12 protein-coding genes and 1 pseudogene are annotated in these 18,308 nt (G+C 66.7%); 1 reads left to right on the top strand and 12 read right to left on the bottom strand.

Annotated features, from left to right (window positions below; all coding sequences use genetic code 11):
• Positions 1-512 precede the first annotated feature (512 nt).
• Positions 513-1,488 (top strand): annotated as a pseudogene (locus MRBLAR12_RS20430) (IS481 family transposase).
• Here the strand turns inward: MRBLAR12_RS20430 and MRBLAR12_RS20435 are convergent.
• The 12 genes from MRBLAR12_RS20435 to serA form a co-directional block, all read right to left on the bottom strand.
• Complete coding sequence (locus tag MRBLAR12_RS20435) at positions 1,485-4,211, bottom strand: sialate O-acetylesterase (RefSeq protein WP_364748024.1); 2,727 nt, start codon at positions 4,209-4,211, stop codon at positions 1,485-1,487. The pseudogene MRBLAR12_RS20430 and the gene MRBLAR12_RS20435 overlap by 4 nt on opposite strands.
• A 138-nt stretch (positions 4,212-4,349) precedes the next feature.
• Positions 4,350-5,063 carry an HAD family hydrolase gene (locus MRBLAR12_RS20440; protein ID WP_364748027.1) on the bottom strand — a complete coding sequence of 238 codons (714 nt, stop codon included), beginning with the start codon at positions 5,061-5,063 and terminating at the stop codon, positions 4,350-4,352.
• Position 5,064: 1 nt separating this feature from the next.
• Positions 5,065-6,600: a glutamate--tRNA ligase gene (gene gltX, locus MRBLAR12_RS20445; RefSeq protein WP_364748030.1), complete on the bottom strand. Its 1,536-nt coding sequence runs from the start codon at positions 6,598-6,600 to the stop codon at positions 5,065-5,067.
• A 140-nt stretch (positions 6,601-6,740) separates the two neighbouring features.
• Positions 6,741-7,517, bottom strand: a complete 777-nt coding sequence (locus tag MRBLAR12_RS20450) for a fumarylacetoacetate hydrolase family protein (protein WP_364748032.1) — start codon at positions 7,515-7,517, stop codon at positions 6,741-6,743.
• A 50-nt stretch (positions 7,518-7,567) separates the two neighbouring features.
• Positions 7,568-8,359 (bottom strand): MBL fold metallo-hydrolase, encoded by a 792-nt coding sequence (locus tag MRBLAR12_RS20455; RefSeq protein WP_229994604.1) that lies wholly within the window; start codon positions 8,357-8,359, stop codon positions 7,568-7,570.
• Positions 8,360-8,383: 24 nt separating this feature from the next.
• Positions 8,384-8,758, bottom strand: coding sequence for a DUF1304 family protein (locus MRBLAR12_RS20460; RefSeq protein ID WP_229994603.1), 375 nt, complete (start codon positions 8,756-8,758; stop codon positions 8,384-8,386).
• 142 nt (positions 8,759-8,900) lie between these two features.
• Entirely contained in the window at positions 8,901-10,013 is a 1,113-nt protein-coding gene (locus MRBLAR12_RS20465) for a branched-chain amino acid aminotransferase (RefSeq protein ID WP_364748036.1), read from the bottom strand.
• A gap of 141 nt (positions 10,014-10,154) precedes the next feature.
• Entirely contained in the window at positions 10,155-11,207 is a 1,053-nt protein-coding gene (locus tag MRBLAR12_RS20470) for a 3-isopropylmalate dehydrogenase (RefSeq protein WP_364748037.1), read from the bottom strand.
• Positions 11,208-11,332: 125 nt separating this feature from the next.
• The gene (gene metG / locus MRBLAR12_RS20475) at positions 11,333-12,892 is read right to left on the bottom strand and encodes a methionine--tRNA ligase (RefSeq protein WP_229994600.1); all 1,560 of its coding nucleotides are present in this window, start codon (positions 12,890-12,892) and stop codon (positions 11,333-11,335) included.
• Positions 12,893-12,901: 9 nt separating this feature from the next.
• Positions 12,902-13,669 (bottom strand): ABC transporter ATP-binding protein, encoded by a 768-nt coding sequence (locus tag MRBLAR12_RS20480; RefSeq protein ID WP_414645550.1) that lies wholly within the window; start codon positions 13,667-13,669, stop codon positions 12,902-12,904.
• Entirely contained in the window at positions 13,666-16,452 is a 2,787-nt protein-coding gene (locus MRBLAR12_RS20485) for an ABC transporter permease (RefSeq protein ID WP_364748041.1), read from the bottom strand. The genes MRBLAR12_RS20480 and MRBLAR12_RS20485 overlap by 4 nt, the downstream gene beginning before the upstream one ends.
• 205 nt (positions 16,453-16,657) lie before the next feature.
• Positions 16,658-18,253: a phosphoglycerate dehydrogenase gene (serA, locus tag MRBLAR12_RS20490; protein ID WP_229994598.1), complete on the bottom strand. Its 1,596-nt coding sequence runs from the start codon at positions 18,251-18,253 to the stop codon at positions 16,658-16,660.
• Positions 18,254-18,308: the final 55 nt, after the last annotated feature.

Consider the following 18,308-nt stretch of genomic DNA (forward strand, 5'->3'; position numbering starts at 1 on the left):
ATGTTTAGGCCTAAACCCTCGCTCCCGGCGCCTCAGCACGAGTAATTACTTTACCCGAGAGTTATCACTTCCACAAATCGGCCGTCCCGACGCGTGCCGTACGCCCGCGAAGGTTCCGCATCCCCGGCCGTCTGAACGGCGCAGCCCCGGAAATCGCCGTCAATCCGGGCACTTCAGCCTCCCGCCAGCACGATGACGGTCGCAAGCCACCCGCCTACTCGTCCCCCGCCTGCAGTTTCAGCAGCTACTTTGCAGTGTTAGCTGCGCCACAGAATGAGCGTTCGTACAGGACCGATTGCGCACGACCGTTTGCGCAGCGCAGCATCAATGCAGCGTCGCGGCAGCCGCACCGGCCAACGGCGGGTCAGCCCTGCCGTCGGCCTATCAGCCCTATCTGGCGACCTAGGTGTATTTCCCACGGACGTTGTGAACAGCGTGGCGTGATGTAAAGGGCGAGGGCCTCCGGTATCGATTTGGGTTACCACACTCATCTCGACGCCCAGGAGGCCCTCGTGTCCTACGTTACCCATGCCAACGCCGACCTGACACCTAAGGCAAGGGGAAAACTCGCCCGATTGGTCCTCGAGGAGGGCTGGACCCTGCGCCGGGCCGCGGAACGCTTCCAGTGCTCGCCAGCGACGGCGAAGAAGTGGACAGCGCGGTACCGTATCTGAGGCGAAGCCGGCATGGCGGACGTGTCCTCGCGGCCGCGCCGGAGCCCGAACCGCACCGGCGTGGACCGAGCGGCGGATCGTGGCGCTGCGGTTCACCCGCCGGTGGGGACCCCACCGCATCGCGGCCCACCTGCATCTGGCCCGTTCCACTGTCGGCAAGGTCCTGGCCCGGTACCGGATGCCCCGGCTGGCCTGCCTGGACCAGGGCACCGGCCTGCCCGTGCGCAAGCCCGCACCGCAAAGGTATGAGCACGACCATCCCGGGGACCTGGTCCATGTGGACATCAAGAAGCTCGGACGCATCCCGAACGGCGGCGGACACCGCATCCTCGGCCGGGCCCAGGGACGACGGAACAAACGGGCAGGGACCGGGTACGCCTACCTGCACCACGCCGTCGATGACCACTCGCGTCTGGCGTACTCGGAAATCCTTAGCGACGAGACGCAGGAAACCGCCGCCGCCTTCTGGCTGCGCGCCGTCGCGTTCTTCGCCGCCCACGGAATCAAGGTCAAGGCCGTGCTGACCGACAATGGGTCCTGCTACCGTTCCCGGGTCTTCGCCGCGGCCCTGGGACCTCACATCAAGCACCGCAGGACCCGTCCGTACCGGCCCCAGACCAACGGCAAGGTCGAACGCTTCAACCGAACCCTCGCCACCGAATGGGCCTACGCCCGCCCCTACGTTTCAGAAGCCGACCGCGCCGCCACCTACCCGGACTGGCTGCACCACTACAATCACCACAGGACCCATACCGGCATCGGAGGCAAAACCCCCATCAGCCGCGTTCACAACGTCCGTGGGAATTACACCTAGGATATCCCGGCCGACGTCTTGGAAACGGTCGTGTAGCCCGCCTTGGACCCCGTAACCGTTACCGTGATCGTGCGGCCCGCATCACTGGTGCGGGACTTGTAAGTGGCGGCGGTGGCCCCGACAATCGCGATGTGCGAGCGGTACCACTGATATTTCAGCGTGACAGTTTCAGGACCCCACACGCCCGTCACGGCAGTGAGTGTGGACCCCACCTTCACCGTGCCCTGAATCAAGGGCACCGAAGTGGTCAGGGTGCCTTTAGAGACCTGGCTTGTGGCCGACGAAGTCACCGTAGCAGACGTATAGCCCGCCTGGGTGCCGGTGACCTTCACTGTGATCGTGCGGCCCACATCACCCGCACCCGGCTTGTAGGTGGCACCGGTGGCTCCAACAATCGCGGTCTCTGACCGGTACCACTGATACATCAGCGTGACAGTTCCCGGACCCCACACTCCCGTTACGGCAGTGAGCGTTGACCCCACCTTCGCAGTGCCCTGAATCAAGGGCAAATTTGTGGTCAGGGTGCCCTTGGCGATCTGGCTGGTGCCGGCCGATGTCTTTGAAGCAGACGTGTAACCCGTCTGGGAACCGGTGACCTTTACGGTGATCGTCCTGCCCGCATCACTCGCACCGGGCTTGTAGGTGGCACCGGTGGCTCCCACGATCGCGACCTCCGACCTGTACCACTGATACGCCAGCGTGACAGTTCCAGGACCCCAGGCGCCGGGTACGGCCGTGAGTGTGGACCCGACCTTTGCGGTGCCCTGAATCGAGGGCACCGAAGTAGTGAGGGAGCCGTTGGAGATCTGGCTTGTGCCGGCCGAGATCTTCGATACCGACGCATAGCCCGCCTGGGAGCCGGTGACCTTCACCGTGATCGTCCGGCCGGCGTCGGCGGGGCCGAGCGCGTAAGTGGAGCCCGTGGCGCCCGTTACCGCGATCTGCGAGCGGTACCACTGATAGGCCAACGTGACCGTTCCGGGACCCCAAGCGCCGGGAACGGCCGTGAGCGTAAACCCCACCTTCGTGGTGCCCTGAATCGAGGGATCCGCGGGGCTGAGGGTGCCGCTGGCGATCGGGCTGGTGCCGGCCGACGTCTTCGACACCGGCGTGTAGCCCGCCTGGGCGCCCGTAACCCTTAAAGTAATCGTAAGACCCAGATCAGCAGCTCCGGGAGTGTAAGTTGCACCGGTGGCACCTGCAATCGCGATCTGCGACCGGTACCACTGATACGTCAGCGCTACCGTTCCGGGACCCCAGGCGCCGGGAACTGCAGTGAGCGTGGACCCCACCTTCGCAGTGCCCTGAATCGACGGATTCCCGGGGTTAAGGATGCCGTTGGCGATCAGGCTGGTGCCGGCTGACATCTTCGACGCAGTCGTATAGCCCGCCTGGGAGCCAATAACTTTCACCGTGATCGTTCGGCCTGCATCACTGCCAGCAGGAGTGTAGGTGGCGCCGGTGGCACCCGGAATCGCGACCTGCGAGCGGTACCACTGATACGTCAGCGCGACATTGCCAGGACCCCAGGCACCGGGTACCGCAGTGAGCTTGGAGCCGACCTGCGCGGTGCCCTCAATGACGGGCACCGCGGAGGTAAGCGTGCCGTTGGCGACCGCGCCCGTGCCGTCCGAAGTCCTCGAAACGGACGTGTAGCCCGCCTTGGAGCCGGTAACCGTCACCGTGATCGTTCCACCCAGGTCAGCGACGCCGGGAGTATAGGCGGCGTCGGTGGCGCCGCTGATTGCGACGTCCGAGCGGTACCACTGATACGTCAGCGCGACATCCTCAGGTCCCCAAACCCCCGGCACCGCGGTCAGCGTGGACCCCACCTTCGGCGTCCCGCTGATCGTAACCTTCCCGGCGCTGACTGGGATCACGGTAATGTGCGCGGCCTGCCAGAAAGCGGAAAGGTAGGTCTCCCCCAAGTAATCTGCCCCGATCCTGGAGAAGTGGGTCGTGTCGTTTGCATACACTCCCCCGGTCATGGAGGCGGCGAATCCGGTGAAGGGAACGCGTGCGGGAGTCTCCTGGTGGCTTGTGTCCACGTTGATCCGGCCCGGCATGGCCGCGATCCCCTCCGGTGACATGCGGCCGACCACAAAGGGAAGTTCGGGCGCCCCCAGGGATGTCCGGAAGAAGGCAATCAGCTGATCCAGCTTCACGCTGTATCCGGCCGTGGACATCGCTGAGTTATTTTCGCCCTGGTGCCAAAGAACGCCTTTGAGCTCCGCGACGTAGCCGGCAGCTTTCGCTGCCGCGATGCCCTCGAGAGTCTGATTGACCGCCAAGGTGGGGAGGTCGAGCTCCGGAGCAGAGGCTGCACCCACAGTCCACGTAAGCGAGTCTAGGGCAAATGTGAACCCGGTTTGGCCGTGCGCGGCGGGAATGATGAGCACGCCCACATCGTCGGGCTGGGTTTTCAGGTAGTTCCGAGCCATGGCTGTGGCGGGCGAGAGTCCGGAAGCAGTGTCGTGCATGTCCAAGGGAACCGTAGCCGCCCGCAATGAGCGGTCCTTTGCACCGTATTGGAAGATCCTCGGGTCTTGCGCATCCGCGGGGCCGCCGATTGGCAGCCCCCGGCCGGACATATTCGACTGTCCCGCTGCCAGGAAGACGTGCAGGACTTTGACGGACGCCCGTGCTTGCACCGGCGCCACGCCAGCCAGCATCAGTCCGACAACCGCCAAGCCGATAACAAGACCTCGAAAGTGTTTGGCCATACCGCTGTACACGGATCCCCTATCCGTTGCCGGGCGCGAGCCGCCCTTGCCACTATTTGTCTAAAACCCTATTTAAAGCCAAACGAAATATTACAGTGCCTTGAGAAACCTGACTGACACTAAGACGCCCCCAACAGGCTACGCCAGCAGTTCCAGCAGGGAGCCGACCTCGCGCCCCACGAAGCCCGGGGCCGGTTCCCCGCCGCGGTTCAGCCAGACACCGATGAGGCCGGCCGCCGTCGAGCCTTCCGCGTCGAGGAGCCGGTTGTCCCCGACGTAGAGGGTTTGGCCGGGGCCTGTACCGATCCGCCGGACCCCCTCGAGGTAGATGGCCGGGTCCGGTTTTGCGACGCCGACGGTATCGGTGCCCACCAGAACGGCGATCCGTTCCAGCCCGGCCGCGTCCAGCTTCACGCGCTGGTAGTCGTGGACGTTGTTGCTCACGGCCCCGTAGGGTATGCCGGCGGCGTCCAGGGCGTCCAGCAGCGGGCCGACGTCGTCGAACGCCCGGATGTAGCCGTGTTGGCGGCTCGCGTAGGAACTCACCCAGTGGTGGGCCTGTTCGCCGTCCGCAAGTTCGACGCCGAAGTACCCCAGCGCCGCCCGGCCGCGGAGCAGCCGCTGCTCATTGAACGTCAGTTCGCCGGCCAGGTAGCGGTCGTAGAAGTGCGTGGTCTCGTGGGTGAAGATCCGCCCGAACCTCTCCCACCCGGCCTCGTCCAGGCCGGGCAGGAGGTGCTCGCTGACGTCGCGGAGGGCAGTCGTCATGGCGAACTCGAGGTCCACCAGGGTGTCATCGATGTCGAACAGAACCCCGTGGACCACGCCGCCGCCCAGGCCCGCTGCCAGCACGTCAGCCGCGGAAGGCGCGGAGGCGGGCCAGGGATGAATCCTTGCCCAGGATGACCATAGACTCGAACAGCGGCGGGGAGATCCGCCGGCCCGAGACGGCCGTGCGGACCGGGCCGAAGGCCAAGCGGGGCTTGACGCCGAGGCCTTCGACGAGGGCCTCCTTCAGGGCAGCCTGGATGTTCTCGGCCGTCCACTCAGCGACGGGCTCCAGCGCGGACAGGGCGGCGTCGAGCACCTCGGTGAGGTTCTCCGGCAGGCCCTTGCGGGCGTCGTCGGCGACGTCGATCGCGTCATCGGCCTTGAACAGGAACGCGAGCATTTCGGGGGCCTCGCCCAGCAGCGAGATGCGTTCCTGGATCAGCGGTGCGGCCTCGGCCAGGATCTCCTCCTCGCGGGCCGTGAGGTTCTTCCCGACCAGGCCGGCGGCCTGCAGGTAGGGCACCAGGCGGCCGCGGAAGTCCTCAGCGCCGAGCATGCGGATGTGGGTGCCGTTGATCGCCTCGGCCTTCTTGATGTCGAAGCGGGCCGGGTTGGCCAGCACATCGTTAACGTCGAAGTGCTCGATCAGCTGGTCGACGGTGAAGATGTCCTCGTCGGCGGAGAGGCTCCAGCCGAGCAGGGACAGGTAGTTGAGCAGGCCCTCGGGGATGAAGCCGCGGTCCCGGAGCAGGAACAGGTTCGACTGCGGGTCGCGCTTGGAGAGCTTCTTATTGCCCTCGCCCATGACGTACGGCAGGTGGCCGAAGACCGGCATGTAGCTGGCGACGCCGATATCCATCAGCGCCTGGATCAGCACCACCTGACGCGGCGTGGAGGAGAGCAGGTCCTCGCCGCGGAGCACGTGGGTGATCCCCATGAGGGCGTCGTCCACCGGGTTGACCAGGGTGTAGAGCGGGGATCCGTCGGTGCGCACAATGACGTAGTCCGGGATGCTGCCGGCCTTGAACGTGATCTCGCCGCGGACCATGTCGGTGAAGGTCACGTCTTCATCGGGCATCCGGACGCGCAGGACAGGCTGGCGGCCCTCGGCCTTGAACGCGGCAAGCTGTTCCTCGGAGAGCTCGCGGTCGAAGTTGTCGTAGCCCAGCTTGGGATCGCGGCCGGCTGCCCGGTGGCGTGCTTCGACTTCCTCCGGCGAGGAGTAGCACTCGTAGGCGTAGCCGGCGTCGATCAGCTTGGCCACCACGTCCTTGTACAGGTCCAGCCGCTGCGACTGGCGGTAGGGCTCGTGGGGACCGCCGACTTCCACGCCTTCTTCCCAGGTGATGCCGAGCCATTTGAGGGCCTCAAGCAGCTGCTGGTAGCTTTCCTCCGAGTCGCGGGCCGCGTCCGTGTCCTCGATCCGGAACACAAAGGTGCCCTTGGTGTGCCGGGCGTGGGCCCAGTTGAACAGGGCGGTGCGGATCAGGCCGACGTGCGGGGTACCCGTAGGCGACGGGCAGAACCGGACACGGACCGGGGTGTCAGCGGTGACTTCACCGGTGGAGGCAGCAAGGGCGGAGCTGGAAACGGCGTCGGACGCGGAAGCAGTAGTCATAGTGGTACCAACATTACCAATCTCTCCTATCGCTACTCGCCCGGAATGCCGCTACGAAAAAGGACAACCGCACCGTGGATCCACGGTGCGGTTGTCCGAAATCGGCGCTGCTTCTTCGGATTCTTCGGATCGAAAGGCGGTTAGCGGCGGACCACCGGGTTGGAGAGGCGTCCGATGCCCTCGATCTCGACCTCATAGCGGTCGCCGGCCTGCACGGCGCCGACGCCGGCCGGGGTACCGGTCATGATGACGTCGCCGGGGAGCAAGGTGAAGGCCTGCGAGACGATGGAGACGAGCTCCCGGACGCCGCGGATCATCTGGTTCGTGCTGCCGTCCTGGCGCAGTTCGCCATTGAGCCGGCCCTGGATCTGCAGGTCCTCGGTGTCGAGCTCGGTCTCGATCCACGGCCCGAGCGGGGCCGAGGTGTCGAAGCCCTTGGCCCGGGCCCACTGCAGGTCCGTCTTCTGGACGTCGCGCGCGGTGAGGTCGTTGCCGCAGGTGTAGCCGAAGATCACATCATCCACCCGGTTCTCGGGCACGTCCTTGCAGATCCGGCCGATGACGACGCACAGTTCGGCCTCGAAGGAGACGTCCTCGGAGAACTCCGGCAGGACAATGGGATCGTTCGGCCCGATCACGGAGGTGTTGGGCTTGAGGAACAGCAAGGGCTGCGCCGGGACCTCGTTGCCAAGTTCCCGGGCATGCTCCGCGAAGTTGCGGCCGACGCCGATGACCTTGCTGCGGGGGATGATCGGCGCCAGCAGGCGGACGTCCTCCAGCTTGTGCCTCATGGGGGTTCGTTCCACGCCATGGAAGAACGGGTCGCCCTTGATGACAGTGACTTCCTCACTGCCGGGCTCACCTTCCACGATGCCGTAGAGGGGATCAGAATCGACTACAAACCGGGCGATACGCATGGTTCTTAGCCTACCGTCCCGCAGGCCGGGCCCGGGGTCAGTCTGTCCGTTCAGCGCCGCCCGCTGCGCAGGTAGTCCAGCTGCGCCGCGACGGAGAGCTCCGCGGCGCGGCGGACGGAGGGATCGACGTCGGCGTACACGGCGTCCGTGACGGCGCCGATGCCGGCATCGGCCCCCAGCGCCGCCAGTGCCGCCCGGACCTGCTCAAGCCGGCCCAGCCGGTGATCCCGGTAGGCGCGGGCCACGGCGTCCAGAGCCGGCAGCACCGGGCCGTGGGCCGGCAGCACCATGGCCGGACCGAGGCGCTCCAGCCGGTCCAGCGATTCGAGGTAGTCACTGAGGGTGCCGTCAGGGTAGTCCAGCACGGTGGTTCCGGAGCCCAGAATCGTGTCCCCGGTCAGCACCGAGCCGTGCGGGCCGTCCTGCGGCAGGTGGAAGCACAGCGAATCCGCGGTGTGGCCCGGCGTCGCCAGAACCCTGATCTCTGTTCCGGCCGCCAGGATCGTTTCGCCGTCCTGCAGCGCGGGTGCGCCATGGCAGTGGGCGGGATCCGCGGCCCGGACAGGTGCGCCCGTCAAAACCGAAAACCGTGCGGCGGCCGCGGTGTGGTCCGCGTGCCGGTGCGTGATCAAGATCAGTTCGATTCGCCCGTCCCCGGCCAACGCCTGCAGGTGCGGCTCGTCGAGGGGCCCGGGGTCGACGGCGACCGTGCCCGCCGCCCCCGGGGCGGCAATGAGATAGGAGTTGGTTCCGTCCAGGCTCATGGGACCCGGGTTCGGGGCGAGGCGGAACCGGGTCAGCTCGCTGCTGCGGACGAGGTCGCGGGATTTCTCGGTGGTCACGGTCCCATCCTTGCAGAGGTGTCCTCAGACGAGCAGCAGGATGGAGATCAGGAACGGCAGGAGGGCCTCGGCAATGGCATTTCCCCAGAGCCGACGCTCGGAAAGGAACAAAATGAGGCCCAGGGCCACATGAGCCACGCATGTGAACAGCAGGAGTGACTCACCGGCCGCGACGTCGGCTCCCCCCAGCATGAGGGCACCCGCAACGGCGCCGATCCCCCAAATGACGTTGTATATGCCGAGGTTGAACGTCCACAGCCTGACTGCTTCGACGTCGTCCGGTTCGACGAGGAACAGGCGGTGCAGGCGCTGGTGCCGGATGAAGAAGGACTCCATGATGCCGACACTGATGAGCAGGACGCCAAAGACCACGCCCAGAACTTGGATCAGCCCCGTCATGTGCCCATTGTGCACGCCGGGCGGACGGGTGAAAAGGGCCCAAAGACTGCCGGGCGTGCGGATGCAGACGCCGACGGCGGCCGCCACCGGAAGGTGGGGACCGCCGTCGTGCCGGACGCTCCGGCTCTAGATGCCTTGGGTGCTAGGCGAGGCGGGTCAGCCAGCCGTGGGTATCCTCCACGGTGCCGGTCTGGATCCCCAGCAGCTGGGCGCGGATGGCCAGGGTGGTCTCACCCGCCGTGGCGTCTTCGGAGCCGATGAACTCGGTGGCGTCCTTGAGCACGCCGATGGGGGTGATGACCGCGGCGGTGCCGCAGGCGAAGACCTCGGCGATGTCCCCGGAGGCAACGCCGTCGCGCCACTCATCCAGGGTGATCTTGCGTTCGGTGACTTCCCGGCCCATGTCCCGGGCCACCTGCATCACGGACATCCTGGTGATCCCCTCCAGGATGGTTCCGGACAGCGCGGGGGTGACCAGCGAGCCGTCCTTCATGACGAAGAAAACGTTCATGCCGCCGAGTTCCTCGACGGCGTTGTCGTTGAACTGGTCCAGGAACAGGACCTGCTTGCAGCCGTGTGCCTCGGCTTCCTGCTGGGCGATCAGCGAGGCGGCGTAGTTGCCGCCGCACTTGGCGGCGCCTGTTCCGCCGCGGCCGGCGCGGGCGTACTCACGCGAGATCCAGATGGAGACGGGCTTGAGTTCGCCGCCGAAGTAATTGCCGGCCGGGGAGGCGATCACGCGGAAGGAGACCTCGCGCGCTGCCCGCACGCCCAGGAACGCCTCGGTGGCGATCATGAAGGGCCGCAGGTACAGGGCTTCGCCGTCACCGGAGGGCACCCAGTCCTTGTCTGCCGCGACCAGTTCGCGGATGGCGCCGAGGAAGTACTCTTCCGGGAGTTCGGGCAGGGCCAGGCGCCGCGCGGACTTGTTCAGCCGGGCGGCGTTGGCCTCGGCCCGGAACGTCCAGATCGAGCCGTCGGCGTGGCGGTAGGCCTTGAGGCCCTCGAAGATCTCCTGGCCGTAGTGCAGCACTGCGGCGGACGGGTCCAGGGAAATCGGGCCGTAGGGCTCAACCCGAGCGTTGTGCCAGCCACCGTTGCCTTCGGCGTCGACGCTGTAGTCGACAATCGAGGTGTGGTCGGTGAAATAGTCGCCGAACCCCGGGTTCGCCAGGATGGCTGCACGCTCTTCAGCAGACTTCGGGGTCTCCGACAGGTGCTGGGTGAATTCGACGCCATGGGCAGTCTGAGTCATGGTTCCTCCACGATCGGCTGCCTGGTGTGGGAACGTCGTTCACCCTCGGACCACGGCAGCATATTGGTGATTCGAAACAAGCTTACGCCCGTTGGCAGCGGGGTTTAGCGGCACCTGCAGGGCAGAGAATACGGCCAGGACCTACAGCGCCGCCGCGATGGCGTCGCCCACCGCGCTGGTGGTGCGGACGGCGCCGTCGCGGGCCTCGACGTCGGCCGTCACGGCCGCCTCGATCTTCCGGGCGGCGCCGGCGAAGCCGAGGTGGTCGAGCAGGAGCGCCGCGGAGAGGATGGCCGCGGTGGGGTCGGCCTTCTGCTGGCCGGCAATGTCCGGGGCGGACCCGTGGACCGGTTCGAACATGGACGGCGCGGTGCGGTCCATGTTGAGGTTGCCGGAGGCGGCGAGGCCGATCCCGCCGGTCACGGCTGCCGCGAGGTCGGTGATGATGTCGCCGAACAGGTTGTCGGTGACGATCACGTCGAAGCGGGCCGGATCGGTGACCATGAAAATCGTGGCGGCGTCGACGTGGAGGTAGTCGTGCGTGACCTCGGGGAACTCCTGGGCCACTGCCTCAACCGTGCGCTTCCAGAGCTGGCCGGCGAAGACCAGGACGTTGTGCTTGTGCACCAGCGTGAGCTTCTTGCGGGGGCGTTCGTTGGCCCGGCGGAACGCATCGCGGACCACGCGTTCCACGCCGTGGGCCGTGTTCACGGAGACCTCGGTGGCCACCTCGTGGGGGGTGCCGGCGCGCAGTGTGCCGCCGTTGCCCACGTACGGGCCTTCGGTGCCCTCGCGGACCACGATGAAATCGATCTTGCCCGGGTTGGCGAGCGGGCTGCCAACGCCGGCATACAGGCGGGAGGGCCGCAGGTTGACGAAGTGGTCCAGGCTGAAGCGCAGCTTGAGCAGGAGCTCACGCTCGATGATGCCGGACGGGATCCGGGTGTCGCCGGGGGCCGCCCCGACGGCGCCGAACAAGATGGCGTCGCGCGTGCGAAGATCGGCGAGGGTGGCCGCGGGCAGGGTCTCCCCCGTCTCGAGCCAGTGCTCCGCGCCCAGCTTGTAGTGGGTCTGCTGGAGCACGATCCCCTCGGCGGCCGCGGCCTTCTCAAGGACCTTCAGGGCTTCGGCCGTGACCTCCGGACCAATGCCGTCGCCCGGGATGACTGCCAGATCAATCGTGGATGCGCTCATGTTTTCAGCGTAGCCAAGTGATCCACATTCTGGTCAAGTCGTCTCACTATCCGATCATGCCTCCGGACGAAGAACGCTCCCGCACCCCAATTCAGGGGTGCGGGAGCGTCAGGCGGCGGACCGACTCAGGCCTCGGCGGGTTCCTCGTACTTCGGGAACACCGGGGCCGGGGCCGGCAGTTCCGTGCCGGCGACGATCGGCGTGCCGACGGCCGTGAACTGGCGCGCCGGGCCTTCTGGCTGGCCGAGCGTGTGCAGGATCGCCGCCGTCGCCGTCGGCATCACCGGCTGGGCCAGGATCGCGACGATCCGCAGCACCTCGAGCGTCACGTAGAGCACCGTGTTCATGCGTTCGACGTCGGTCTTGCGCAGCACCCAGGGAGCCTGCTCGGCGAAGTAGGCGTTGGTGTCCCCCAGGACTGTCCAGATGGCCTCCAGGGCGCGGCTGAACTCCTGCTTCTCGAACGCGGCCCGGGCGGCGTCCAGCAGCCCGTTGGCCTGGGCCAGAATTGCGGTGTCCTCGGCGGAGAACGCGCCCGGCGCGGGCACGCGGCCCTCGCAGTTCTTGGCCACCATGGACAGCGACCGCTGGGCCAGGTTGCCGAAGTTGTTGGCGAGGTCGGAGTTCATCCGGCCCACGATTGCCTCGTGGTTGTAGTTGCCGTCCGCGCCGAAGGGGACCTCGCGCAGGAAGAAGTAGCGCACCTGGTCCAGGCCGTACTGGGCCACGAAGTCCGCGGGCGCCACCACGTTGCCCAGCGACTTGGACATCTTGACGCCGTTGTTCTGCAGGAAGCCGTGGATCATGATCCGCTTCGGCAACTCCAGTCCGGCGCTCATGAGGAACGCCGGCCAGTAGATGGCGTGGAAGCGGGAGATGTCCTTGCCGATCACGTGGACGTCGGCCGGCCAGAACTTTTTGAAGGAGCCCGAGTCGACGTCCGGGTAGCCGACCCCGGTCAGATAGTTGGTCAGCGCGTCGACCCACACGTACATGACGTGCTTGTCGTTGCCGGGCACGGGAACGCCCCAGTCGAAGGTGGTGCGGCTGATGGACAGGTCCTCCAGCCCGCGCCTGACGAAGCTGATGACCTCATTGAAGCGGGACTGCGGGGCACCGAATTCGGGGTGGGCCTCGTACAGCGCCAGCAGCTTGTCCTGATAGGCGGACAGCCGGAAAAAGTAGCTCTCCTCGGCCGTCCAGGTGACCTCGGTGTCCGATTCGCGCGAGTAGCGGATGCCGTCGTCCTTGACCACGGTCTCGTCCTCGACGTAAAACGCCTCGTCGCGGACCGAATACCAGCCCTCGTACTTGGACAGGTAGATGTCCCCGTTGGCCTCCATCTTCTTCCAGATGGCCTGCGACGCCGCGTAATGGTCGGCGTCCGTGGTGCGGATGAAGCGGTCGTACGAGACTCCCAGGGCGGCGTGCGCCCCCTTGTAGATCTCGGCGTTCCGGTCCACCAGTTCCTTGGGCGTGACGCCTTCCTTCTCGGCGGCCTGGGCGATCTTCATGCCGTGCTCGTCCGTTCCGGTCAGGAAGAAGACGTCGTACCCGTCCAGGCGCTTGAAGCGGGCCATCGCATCGGTGGCGATGTACTCGTACGCATGGCCGATGTGCGGCACCCCGTTGGGGTACGTGATGGCCGTGGTGATGTAGAACGGGGTCTTATCAGTTGAAGTCACGGTCTAAATCTAGATCAGTTCTGTGAGGGTATCGCTCTGGCGGACCAGTTCGTGGTCATGTGAAGCCACCAGCACGGCAATGCCGTCCGAGGTGGTGTCCTTGAGGATGCTGATGATGCGGTTGGCCGCGGCACGGTCCAGGCTGGCCGTGGGCTCGTCGACCACCAGGACGCGGGTGCCGAGGATGAGCGCCCGGGCGATCGCCACGCGCTGGCGTTCACCGCCGGAGAGCTGCGCCGGGCGGTGGCGCATACGCCGGCCGAGGCCCACGAGGTCCAAAAGGTCCTTGGCCATGTCGCGGCGCTGCTCAACCTCGCCGTCGGGCACGGCCGGCAGCAGGACGTTCTCGAGTGCGCTCATCCCGTCGATCAGGGCGCCGCCCTGGTCCACGTAGCCGATCAGGGCGCGGCGGCGGTCGGCGATCTCGTCGTCGCCCATGGTCTCCAGCGAGTCGCCTTCCCAGAACACCCGGCCCGACGTCGGCAGGGTCAGTCCCGCGCCGACGGTCAGGATGCTGGTCTTGCCCGAGCCGGAGCGGCCCGCGACGCAGTGCATTTCGCCGGCGTGCAGCGTCATGTTGAAGTCGTCCACCACGTTGACGGCCTCGGCACCGCCCTTGCCGCCGCCGTAGTGGATGGTGATGTTGCTCAGTTCCAGCGGCGTGGCGTGGTCCGTGGCCTTCACGATCGTGTTGGCGCGGGTCTTGTGTGCACCGCGACGGGTGCTGGCGGTCATCCGGTCGTGTGCCTCCCGGTCAAGGTTCAGCTCGTTAGTCATTGGACCACTTTCGTTGCAATCGGAATCCAGCAAAGTACAGCTACGAGACCGGCAATTGCGGCCCACAGCGCGGCATAGGGGGCGAGGAGGAGGCCGATGCCGAGGGCGCCCACGACGCCGAGGGGCAGCGCGACGGTTCCCACCATGGCGTTTTCAAAGAAGCGGACCTGGCCCAGCATGTCAGGGTTCCAGCCCATGGCCCGCAGCGTGCCGAGGTACTGGCGCTTGGCCTGCAGCTCGAAGCGCCCGGTGACCATGGTCAGCAGCAGCCCGACGGCAACGCCGGACACAGCCAGGATGATGCTCGGGAGCGCGATGCTGGCCGCGGCCAGCCCGCTGAGGGCGCTGGCGCCGGCGGCCCGGGGAATGTCGATCAGCAGGGCGACCAGTCCGCCGACGGCCGCGGCGAAAACACCGACGGCAACGGCGAGTGAGATGGTGTTGAACTTGTTGGCGCTCAGCTGCCGGTTGGCGAAGGTCAGCGGGGAATCGACCGCAATGAGCCGTTCATCGTGTTGCGGCTCCTGGTCCACTACCTCGCGGTGGCGCAGCTGCTGCGCAGCGACGAACGCCGCACCTACGTACAGCACCAGGACCGACGCCGAGACCACCGCGGTGGCGGTGCTCCAGCTGATCAGGCTCAGGGCGATTCCGGCGACGGCCAGCAGCGCGGCGCCGACGCCGAATTCGGCCAGCACCCAGGAGCGGATCCTGCGCTGGGTCCAGCCCATGGCACGCAGGGTTCCGGCCTCGCTGCGCCGTTTGCGGATGTAGCTGACGGTGGAGGCGCCGGTCAGGAGGGCGGCGCCGCAGAGGGTCAGGAACAGCAGGGTCAGGTTCGTGGCGGTCAGGGAGCCGGAAACGGCGTCCGCGGCGTCCTGGCGGACCCACGACTGCTGCACGGTGCCCAGCGGCGATTCCTTGCCGGCGTCGTCCTTGGAGTAGCCGGGAACGGCGATGCTGGCGTCCTCGCGGGCCGAACCGGCCACCACGGTGGCCTGCAGGCCCATGTCGCGGATCTCGTTGGCGAGCTTCTCCACCTCGGGCTGCGCCTGCTTCCAGCTGCCCGGAACCTTGGCGCGGACCCGGACGGCGTCGATCACGGAGGCGTTCTGCTCATAGCCGCGGGCGGCGGCGAGGCCGTAGAAGTCGGTGATGGCACCGGCGGACTGGCTGACCAGTCCCGTGGCGCTCAGCGAAGGCTTGAGCTCGGTGTTGACGTCGGTGCCGGACGCATCCTTGGTCAGGGTGAACGGCGCGGGGTCGTAGCCGCCCAGGGGCAGCCGGTTGACGTCGCCGGCGGCATCCTTGACGCTCGCGGCGTCGAACGTGCCGTAAACCATGGCCAGCGGCGTGGCCAGCTTCTTGCCGGTTTCGAGGTTCTCCCGGTAGGAGCGCTCATCGACAGGATTGCGCTGGGTCTGGTCGACGGCGGCACCGTTGGCGGCCTTGTCCGGCAGGCGGTTCACGGTGACCCAGTCACCGGGCGAGGCGCTCTTGTCCACGGCGCCGTTGGCGGCGGTTTCGCCGTCCTTGTACGCCGGGGCGGCGGCAAAGTTGGTGCTCCAGGTGGCGGGGTTGTAGAGGCCCTGGCTGAAGGAGCCGGTGTCGCCCATGAGCTGGGAGAGGTCCTTGGACCCGGGCCAGGCGAGGGCGAACGGGGACTTCGAAACGAACGGCAGGTAGTCCTTGTCCAGCGAGCGGGTCACGGTGCCGACGTCGTTGGTGACGTTGCCGGAGTCGTCGATTTCCTCGATCTTGACCGAGTACTTCAGATCCACGGCGGTGCCGGAGCGGACGATCAGCGGGATGGCCTGCGAATCGGCGGTGAGCTGGCCGTCACGCTTGGCCTGCTGGTACTGGGTCATCAGCGGTGCCCAGTACTTGAGTTTGACGCCGAGGAAGTCCGGGCCTTCCTTGAGTTCGTCCATGGAGATGCCGTTGGTGAAGAGGCTCTCGAAGTGCCGGCCAATGGCGCCGGCGTTGCGGGCGTCCGCGGGCGGGGCTTTCTCCAGCGGGGCCAGGAAGTCACCGGCCGTGCCGAGCAGTGCGCGTTCGGAGACGGGGTCGACGGCGACGACGGACTCGGTCACCTGCGGCGCCATGGGCAGGGAAACGGAGAGGTTGAATAGGTTGTGCTCGGAGCCGCCGGCCGGGGTGGGGAACTTGATGCCGGTCTCGCCCTCCGGGCCCTGGATGCGGACGTTCTGGCCGCCGGCGACCTGTTCCTGGATCAGCTTCGCCTTGCCGACGGAGCCCTCGGCCGTGGTCTTGAACAGGGTCTGGTCCGAGTGGCCGTCGGAGCTGACGGCGCTGGCGGTCAGACGGTACTTCTTCGGCGTGTCGCTCAGCACCGATTCCGCGGCCGGCCACTTGCTCGGGTCCGTGGCGGTCGGGTCGCCGGAAGTGCCCGCGAGGCCCGCGTTGAAGCCGAGGTAGTCGGTGGCATCCAGCCGCGGCGATTCCAGGTTCTGCGTCACGCGCGAGACCAGGCTGATGGGCGCGGCCACCGAGGTGCCGGAGAGCTTGCGGATCGAATCCAGCTGCTCGAAGCTGACGCCGCCCTGGCCGGTGGCGATGTCCGGCTGCATCAGGCCGCCGTTATCATCGGCCTTGGCCTGGACCAGGACGTCATAGAGCCCCCGCGAGTTTTGGTCCACGGTCCTGTTCAGCGCCGCCTGGGACTGACCCTGGACGAGCACGGACAGGCACATGGCCACGATCAAAATGGACGCGGTCAACAGAAGCACTCTGCTTCTGATGAACCTCTGGACGGCGTTCATTGGGCTCCTGAAAGCTGGATTGCGTGCGCACGCCGCAGTTCATTTCCTGCGGAATTGAGGGCGTCCCGTGCCGGGCGTGCAAAAGTAAAGGCCGGTCTGCCGGCCGCGGACCGAAATTCGGTCCTAGCCATTGTACGCAGACCGGCCGGCCGCTTGTGGCCGCCGGCGGCGGTCATGCCGCCGCCGGCGGCCTGCGGGGAGGATTTTAGTCCTCGAGGTCAACCTCACGGACCATGTCAGCGCCGATCCCGGCCTTGATCGCGTCAAGGACCTGCTGGGGAACGGAGCTGTCGATGGTCAGCAGGGCCAGCACCTGGCCGCCCTCTGTCTGGCGTGCCACCTGCATGCCGGCGATGTTGATGTTGTTCATGCCCAGGATGTGGCCGATTGTGCCGATCACGCCGGGGCGGTCCGAGTAGGCAACCACCACGAGGTGTTCGCTGATCGGGATCTCCACCTCGTAGCCGTTGACGCCGACCAGTTTCTGGATCTGCTTCGGGCCCGTCAGGGTTCCGGCGACGGAGATCTGGCTGCCGTCGCTGAGGGCGCCGCGCAGGGTCAGGACGTTGCGGTACGACTCGGTGTCCGGCGTCGTGATGAGCCGGACGTTGATGCCGCGCTGCTCGGCGATCACGGGGGCGTTGACGTAGGAGACCTGCTCGGTCACGACGTCGGCAAAGATGCCCTTGAGTGCCGCGAGTTCCAGCACCTTGACATCGAGCGAGGAGATCTCGCCTGCCACCTCGACGTCGAACTGCGTGAGGGAGGCATGGGTCAGCGCGGTGAAGATGCGGCCCAGCTTTTCCATCAGCGGGATGCCGGGGCGGACGTCCGGGGCGATGACGCCGCCGGCGACGTTGACGGCGTCGGGGACCAGTTCGCCGGCCAGGGCCAGGCGGACGGACTTCGCGACGGAAACGCCGGCCTTTTCCTGGGCCTCGTCGGTGGAGGCGCCCAGGTGCGGGGTCACCACGACGTTGTCGAGCTTGAAGAACGGCAGGTCGGTGCTGGGTTCCTTGGAAAAGACGTCGACGCCGGCGCCGGCGATGTCACCGGCCTGCAGCGCGGTGTAGAGGGCTTCCTCGTCCACCAGGCCGCCGCGGGCGACGTTGACGACGTACGCCGTGCTCTTCATCTTCTTGAAGGCGTCGGCGCCGAGCATGCCGACGGTCTCCGGGGTCTTGGGCATGTGGATGGTGATGAAGTCCGACTGTGCAAGGAGCTCATCGAGGGTCACCAGCTGCACGCCGAGCTGGGCGGCCCGGGCGGAGGTGATGTAGGGGTCGTACGCGAGGATCTTGGTGTCGAAGCCCTTCAGGCGGGCCGCGACCAGGGCGCCGATCCGGCCCAGGCCGATGATGCCGATCTTCTTCTCGAAGAGCTCGATGCCGGTGTACTTGGAGCGCTTCCACTCCCCGTCCTTGAGGGCGGAGCTGGCCTGCGGGATGTGGCGGGCGAGGCTCAGGATGTGCCCGACGGTCAGTTCGGCGGCGGAGACGATGTTCGAGGTCGGCGCGTTGACCACCATGACGCCGGCCTGCGTGGCCGCTTTGATGTCGACGTTGTCCAGGCCGACGCCGGCGCGGGCGATCACCTTGAGGTTCTTGGCGGCGGCGATGGCCTCGGCGTCCAGCTGGGTGGCGGAGCGGACCAGGATCGCGTCGACGTCGGCGATCGCGGAGAGCAGCTGGGAACGGTCGGAGCCGTCAGTCTGGCGGATTTCAAAGTCCGGGCCGAGGGCCTCGACTGTGGCGGGCGAAAGTTCCTCAGCGAGGAGTACGACAGGTTTGGTGCTTGTCACCGGTGACCTCTTTAGCTCTCTTGTGTATCTGGTGGGGATTTTGGTGAATCGGGTG

Origin of the sequence: Arthrobacter sp. LAR12-1-1.1 (assembly GCF_040676555.1) — a bacterium.
Lineage (GTDB): Bacteria > Actinomycetota > Actinomycetes > Actinomycetales > Micrococcaceae > Arthrobacter.